Annotated in this window: 8 protein-coding genes, 1 tRNA gene and 1 pseudogene; 6 read left to right on the top strand and 4 right to left on the bottom strand. The window is 48.3% G+C overall.

What is annotated here, in order from left to right; genetic code table 11:
* The 5 genes and pseudogenes from V6C16_RS06360 to V6C16_RS06340 all read left to right on the top strand — a co-directional run.
* A pseudogene (locus V6C16_RS06360) lies at window positions 1–218 on the top strand (hypothetical protein); the annotation flags it as partial.
* Window positions 215–535, top strand: a complete 321-nt coding sequence (locus V6C16_RS06355) for an EamA family transporter (RefSeq protein ID WP_442886190.1) — start codon at window positions 215–217, stop codon at window positions 533–535. The pseudogene V6C16_RS06360 and the gene V6C16_RS06355, both read left to right, overlap by 4 nt.
* A gap of 234 nt (window positions 536–769) precedes the next feature.
* A complete protein-coding gene (locus tag V6C16_RS06350; protein ID WP_333535724.1) occupies window positions 770–1,000 on the top strand; it encodes a hypothetical protein in 231 nt (76 codons plus the stop codon).
* A 282-nt stretch (window positions 1,001–1,282) separates the two neighbouring features.
* Window positions 1,283–1,359, top strand: a tRNA-Met gene (locus V6C16_RS06345).
* Between the two features lie 271 nt (window positions 1,360–1,630).
* Window positions 1,631–3,355 (top strand): hypothetical protein, encoded by a 1,725-nt coding sequence (locus tag V6C16_RS06340; RefSeq protein ID WP_333535723.1) that lies wholly within the window; start codon window positions 1,631–1,633, stop codon window positions 3,353–3,355.
* A gap of 35 nt (window positions 3,356–3,390) precedes the next feature.
* Here V6C16_RS06340 and V6C16_RS06335 read toward each other — a convergent pair whose 3' ends face one another.
* Together V6C16_RS06335 and V6C16_RS06330 are read right to left on the bottom strand one after the other, a co-directional pair.
* A complete protein-coding gene (locus tag V6C16_RS06335; protein ID WP_333535722.1) occupies window positions 3,391–3,642 on the bottom strand; it encodes an EexN family lipoprotein in 252 nt (83 codons plus the stop codon).
* Between the two features lie 14 nt (window positions 3,643–3,656).
* The gene (locus tag V6C16_RS06330; RefSeq protein WP_333535721.1) at window positions 3,657–4,049 is read right to left on the bottom strand and encodes a hypothetical protein; all 393 of its coding nucleotides are present in this window, start codon (window positions 4,047–4,049) and stop codon (window positions 3,657–3,659) included.
* Between the two features lie 216 nt (window positions 4,050–4,265).
* Here V6C16_RS06330 and V6C16_RS06325 point away from each other — a divergent pair, with 216 nt between their 5' ends.
* Complete coding sequence (locus V6C16_RS06325; RefSeq protein WP_333535720.1) at window positions 4,266–4,559, top strand: helix-turn-helix domain-containing protein; 294 nt, start codon at window positions 4,266–4,268, stop codon at window positions 4,557–4,559.
* Window positions 4,560–4,563: 4 nt separating this feature from the next.
* Here the strand turns inward: V6C16_RS06325 and V6C16_RS06320 are convergent, their stop codons facing one another.
* Window positions 4,564–5,913, bottom strand: a complete 1,350-nt coding sequence (locus V6C16_RS06320; protein ID WP_333535719.1) for a relaxase/mobilization nuclease domain-containing protein — start codon at window positions 5,911–5,913, stop codon at window positions 4,564–4,566.
* On the bottom strand, window positions 5,894–6,206 hold a 313-nt coding region (locus V6C16_RS06315), incomplete at its 5' end, for a plasmid mobilization protein (RefSeq protein ID WP_333542910.1). The genes V6C16_RS06315 and V6C16_RS06320, both read right to left, overlap by 20 nt.

The following is a 6,206-nucleotide window of genomic DNA, read 5'->3' as shown; positions in this document are numbered from 1 at the left end:
AAGTGCTGGTAACCGTGGGCCGTGCGCCCTGTACAGACGGCCTTGGCCTTGAAGAAGCCGGTGTTGCGGTGGACGCGCGGGGATGGGCGGCCGAAGGCGTGTGCGCGGCATCGGGCATGGATTTCATCGAGCCGGGCATAGCCCTGAACGTATATCAGCTTGTTTCCGCCGCCCTGTATTTTGCCTCATCATCCCTGCTGCGGCCGTATGGCTTGTGATACAGGGGCATGGTCCCGTCCTGGCGGACATGGCCGTCAACACATTGCACAGCCGGGAACTGTGGCTTTTTTTTGCGGCGGGCTGGCTCGGCTGCCTGTCTTATCGGTGCTGGTACATGGCTATGAACATGATCGGCGTCAGTCGCGCCATGGCGCTGAACATCACCTATGCCCTGTGGGGCATACTGTTCAGCGTCTTTTTCATGCATGCGCCGGTGACCGCGCGGCTGCTGGCAGGCGCGGGACTTGTCTTTTGTGGCGTGATCTTTGTCATACGCAGCCGGCATGAAGGCATCGCCCTGCGTCATGCCGACTGATATGTCATGTCAGTACCTCGGCAAACCGCACAGAAAACCGCATGAACAGAACACCCGCGCGCACCGTACGCCTGAATATAGAGCAATTTCACTTTGAAATTGCTCTGGCGACTGCGCGAGCAGACGCCCGCCGCGAAGGCGTAAGCGCAATTTATTTGCGCGGTTAAACGCCGAAGCGAGCGTGTTTTAAACTTTGAAAATGTATATTTTCAAAGTTAATCTGCTCTAGGAGCCATGCTGCTGGACGGCATGCCCAGAACAGCGGAAGAAATCCGCTCCGCCCTGGCAGGACTCTATCCCGGTGAGCGGCATCTGTGTGCCGAATCCGTCGAGTTGCACCTTCAGGCCCTGAGGGCCGTCGGCATTGTGGCGCTGGCAGACCCCGATGATGCCGAAGCCCGGCACGGCCTGACCTATGTGCTGAGTGCCGACGGCAAAACTCGTGTGCAACGCAACCTTGAATAAAAGCAGAGCCAGAACACGGGCTGCAGTGCGCGGAGACAGAACACCCTGATGGCCGAAAAGCACTTACGCCCGACAGGCATACAGCAGGTAAAGGCCCAACGCGCAACACGCACGAACCCGGGCAACATATCCCCCCAGTGAATCCCGGCAGGTATTTTGCCCAAAAATCAAAACCCTGCACGCTTTTTTGCACTTTAAAAAATAATTCAACTTTTATGCTTGACACCACAAGGGCAAAGGGCTACATATCTACTTCGCAACAACATGTTGTTGCTGACGTGTCGCGGGGTGGAGCAGCTCGGTAGCTCGTCGGGCTCATAACCCGAAGGTCGTAGGTTCAAATCCTGCCCCCGCAACCAAGAAATTCAAGCGGTTACAATGAAAATTGTAACCGCTTTTTCTTTGGTCGATTTTCTTCCCACCACTATTCCCACCAGTTTATCTCTGTGCATTTGACGTATCTGAAATAGCATTCTAGTATTATTCATTAGTGAGTATTTTCGGAGAGATATTGGCACTAATGCTCAGCTTGTATTTTTGTGCTGCGTGATGGTTCTAATATATCCGACTAACATGCTGAAATAGTTTCAATTGAGAATGGGTAGTCACACTTCAATTGTAGGAGATTTTATGAAACGTGGGATTGAGCAGTTGTTCAGAATGAGAAATCGTTTCATAGTGATAGGCGTAACTGGAAAAACCGGTAGTGGCTGCACTACAGTTGCAAGCATATTAAGTAAAGACAGGCATGAGCTCGGAAGCGTTGATGCATCGTTTGGTAATGATAAATCTTCTATAGAATCACGAAAATGGAGTATTGTATCTCGATTCTGTAAAAAAAATTGGAAAAAATTTCACCATATAAGAGTTAAAGATATTATATCAACATTTATTTTAGAGTCAAAATTCGATGAAGCCCATCAGTATATAAAAACAACATTTGATATTGATATATCTGAATTTAAAACAACTTATGAATGTTTTTTTGAAAAGAATAAAATATTGAATGAGTTTTTAAAAACGGATAACGCTCTGCTGTACGATGCAGAAGATCCTGCTGAGATAGAAAGAATCAAAAATACAAGAGTTGCGATTAAGAATTACATACTCAGTGAGATACAGCAATTTTCTGATAATATAAAACTATTTTTAGATAGTCGTGGTGACAAATATATCTCTGTTTTTCAAAAAGTTGGCGACAATATAAGAAGAACCGGTTGTGCATTTGCAGATTCAGCTCAGGAATTTGAACATATATTTTCAATAGCAAGACGTATTAACACTTTAATAAAGATAATTCGTAGAGTTGATAAAAGCACTGGGGAATTAAAAAGTCTTTATGTAATTGACGCTTTTAGAAATCCTCTTGAGGTGCATTTTTTTCGAGAAAGATTTTCAGCATTTTATCTAATGGCTGTAAACTGTGATGAAGATGAAAGAAGACGGCGGCTTTCAGCGGCTGATCTAAAAGAAAGTCAAATTGTAAAGATAGATAAGAAAGAAAGTAGCAATGAAGATTTTTACGAAGATTATGAAGAATATACCGGTCAAAATATTAAATCATGCATAAACATGGCAGATTTATATGTAAATAATTTAAGATCATTAAATTCTCACTACACACAATTGACGAAAACCATACTTCGCTATGTAGCATTGATACAACATCCAGGAATTGTAAAGCCAACAAAACATGAATTTTTAATGCAACTTGCAATCACTGCTGCAACAAACTCAGGATGCATGTCAAGAAATGTTGGGGCGGTGATAACAGATAGCTCATTTGAGCCGCTTGCTATCGGATGGAACTGCGTTCCAAAACTTCAAATTCCATGTTATGCTAGAAGTGCGTCTTCACTTATTGATGGACTTGACCCTGATGCTTATAGTGATTTTGAAAAAACTGACTTAAAATTCTCAGATCACATGAAAATTGTACGAGAAAAATTAAATACTATTCATGACTATGGCTTGTCAGACGTTTATTGCTTTAAAAGTGAATACAATAAAACAACTTGCAAAGAAAATCAAGTGCATACAAGAGCTTTGCATGCTGAAGAAAATACAATATTACAATGTGCTAAACATGGACAACATCAGATTGAGAATGGTTTTCTTTTTACATCTGCATCGCCTTGCGTGCTCTGTGCCAAGAAAATTTGTCAGATGGGTATCACTGAGGTGTTTTATATGGATCCATATCCTGATATCTCTGAAAAGCATGTTTTTTCTTACGGTGAGAATAAAGTAAAAATGACATTGTTTACAGGAGCTATTGGGCTTGCTTTTCAAAAGCTCTATATTCCTTTAATTCCTTTAAAGGATGAAGTTGCTGCAATACTACATGAAGTTTAATTTTAGAATGGCGGTTTATCCGCCATTCTATTTAGTCACCTGATCGATGGTGCTGGAACTCGCGTAAACGATCTATGATTTGCCAACTCCGCATTTTGGCAGTTCGGCGTATTTCCTAACTCGCCGGGGTTATTCCGGCATTCCTTTAGCTTAGCCTCAAACGCGGCCTTGTTTTCCGGGGCCATATACCAATCAACGGTCTTTGTTTCCTCTTTTTTCTCGCAACCAATGGCGGGTAGCAGAAACAGCCCCACCAGCATCAATGGAATGATTTTTTTCTTTTTCATGGGTGCTCCTCTCGTTATGCCTGTCCGGCCTTTATTTCCTTCTCCAACTTACTAATTGCCCGAATTTCCTTGACTCGCTTAAAGATTTGCCAAGGGGCGATGATGAACCCAGCAAGAACAGCGAGTGAGAATTTCAGGAAAAAGTAGAAGATAAGGCCCGCGCCAGAGGTCAGTATGATGGGCATGGGAATTTTGCTCAGAAACTGCCAGCCCCAATACGCCCCGGCCAGCATCAGGCCGACGATTATTCCCCCCTCACGGTTGGTCTGGACATTGAACGCCACAAAGGCCGCTACCCCGGCGAAGATTATCGCGGTCACGGCAAGGTCGAGGTAAAGCCTTCGCGCCAGTGCTCCGTTGTGGGCAATGAGGCAAGGCTCACATACTGGCGGGTCGAAACGGTTCATGCATGAGGCGCATAAGGCTTTGCCGCACATCTGGCACGTTCCGGCTGCGGCCGTGCCCGGATGGTTAATACATTCCATATCCTCTCCTGTGTTGATGTTTGCTAGGAAAATTGAAGATTTACATATAGTTGACGGGGTGTGGGGCTGTGCTGTCGTCCACTAATAACCATATTATAACATGGGTTTTCATGTCAATATCCGGCTACCTTGGGGGCTATGGATAGAAATCTTTTAGTCCAGTGGGCTATCGCTAAAGTCATCCGGGAAGCCCGCAATCATGTGGGTATCTCTCAGGTACAACTTGCGGATTTCTCAAGTCTTTCTTATCCGTTTATCTCGGATGTGGAGCGGGGAAACGTTGGTGTGAGTATCGCTGCGTTGCTGCAAATTTCTGAAGTGCTGAAAGTGGATGCCGGGGAACTGGTGCGGCGCATTGAGGATGAAATGAAGCGCGGCCCCCAACCGCCCACAAAGACGCCCGGAAGGCCGCGCAAAAGCACCAAGGTGTAAAAATTCAACGTTCCATATCCACTTCCCTTTTTCTTGCCTTTTCTATTTCCATCATTTCTTCCCGCCCGGAACCTGAATTTTCCCCTCCACGTTTTCCAGCATTTTGTAAATTCTGTACTGGTTCTGGAACAGAATATCGTAATCCGGCATCCGCCAGAGCGCGAATCCTGTCCAGAGCAGACACAGCAGCAGAGCCGCCGCCAGAGGATACCCCCAATGCGCCCACGTCCTCATTTGTGAGAGACGGCTTGCCTGTTTTACCATCTCCGCCGTGTGGGCTTTTATCTCCTGCGCTGCGCTGGCCGTCTGTGATTGCGTGTTCTGAATCTTGCCTACCTGTTCCCCGGTCTTGGAAAGGAAGTAATTCCATGTTTTTATTGTCTCCTCGTGTTGGTTTTTGATGTATCGGGAACTCTGGCCCAGAGCTTCCAAGGCTTGCGCCGTGTCCGAGGTTATTTTGAGCATGACGCTCAGCAAGGGTTCGAGTGATTTCGCCAATTCCTCGGCGCTCTGGACTTTCCGCGTGTGAATCTCTTCCAGCAGTTGGGCTACCTCGCTCAACTGCCTCGGCGTATCGCCCTCTATCATCTGGCGCAGGGCTTCTGTCTTGCTCATAGGTTAATCCTCGTTTTTGCAGTCCGGCCCAGGAATAGCCTTTTCCAAGGTCGGAACCTTTCATGATGATGCCGCTATGCCGATAGCTGATGCCGGAAATGCGGCCTGTACTGGCAACATTGGGCAAAACCTCCACCCCGGATTTTTCAAGCCGCCGCGTGAACTCCGCATAGCCGGGCTGATTGTGCAAAGCTTTGTCCACCAGCGTTTGCAGGGCCATTTTTGCGGAAGGCTTGCCCGTGCGCACCGCGCATTCAATTTCGCCTTTGGTGGGAGCGCGGCGCTCACTCTCCCGGCTGGGCGTCACCTCCTTCAGCCCGTATTCGCGTTCCAGTCGCCGCATGATGGCTTCTTGCCGCTGATAGTCCCGGCTGTCGCTGACTACCTCACCGCTCATGCTGACCCGGTTCGCCAGAATGTGAATGTGCGGGTGCTCGGTGTCGGTGTGTTTGGTCACAACGTACTGGCTATCCTTGAAGCCCATGCCCTCAAGGTATTTTCCGGCAACGTCCTTCCACTGGTCGTCTGTGAGCTTTTCATCCGGCGGCAAGCTGATGCTCACATGACAAACCGCCTTGGTCAGATTGGGCCGCAAGGCCCGCACCGCGCCGAACTCCCGCGCCAACTCACGCGGATTGTCGCCGCCCATGTTGGTATCGAGGATATGCCCCTTCTGTTCGCGCAGATCATATTCCAAGGCTCCCCGAAAACCCTTGCCCTTAACCAGCTTCGCTATCATGGTTGGCCCCGCATAGCTCCCGCTGCACTTGGCGCACCACGGCAAGCACCTCACACAAGGCGGCATCCGCACATACGGCATTGCCTGTATGAGCAAGGCGAGTTAGCTGGTTCAGGTTGTTCACGGCCCCGGCAAGGGCACGGTAGGTGTCCCGGTTGACTTCCGGCTGGACGGAGCGCGGCAAGGAGCGGGAGAGAGCCACGTTTCGCAGCCAGTGCGAGACAGGCAAGCCCACGCAATCCGCGTTGCGCCGTATGGCGTCCAGTTCGGCGGCGTTGACGCATACGCCGATG

This window comes from Desulfovibrio sp. 1188_IL3213 (assembly GCF_036763145.1).
Classification (GTDB): domain Bacteria; phylum Desulfobacterota; class Desulfovibrionia; order Desulfovibrionales; family Desulfovibrionaceae; genus Desulfovibrio.
This window is presented reverse-complemented; position numbering and strand designations above follow the sequence as displayed.

Bases quoted from the DNA above. Each gene is read 5' to 3' on its own strand.
- V6C16_RS06335 (WP_333535722.1), bottom strand. From the start codon at position 3,642: ATGAAAAAGAAAAAAATCATTCCATTGATGCTGGTGGGGCTGTTTCTG.
- V6C16_RS06350 (WP_333535724.1), top strand. From the start codon at position 770: ATGCTGCTGGACGGCATGCCCAGAACAGCGGAAGAAATCCGCTCCGCC.
- V6C16_RS06330 (WP_333535721.1), bottom strand. From the start codon at position 4,049: ATGAACCGTTTCGACCCGCCAGTATGTGAGCCTTGCCTCATTGCCCAC.
- V6C16_RS06340 (WP_333535723.1), top strand. From the start codon at position 1,631: ATGAAACGTGGGATTGAGCAGTTGTTCAGAATGAGAAATCGTTTCATA.
- V6C16_RS06325 (WP_333535720.1), top strand. From the start codon at position 4,266: ATGGATAGAAATCTTTTAGTCCAGTGGGCTATCGCTAAAGTCATCCGG.
- V6C16_RS06320 (WP_333535719.1), bottom strand. From the start codon at position 5,913: ATGATAGCGAAGCTGGTTAAGGGCAAGGGTTTTCGGGGAGCCTTGGAA.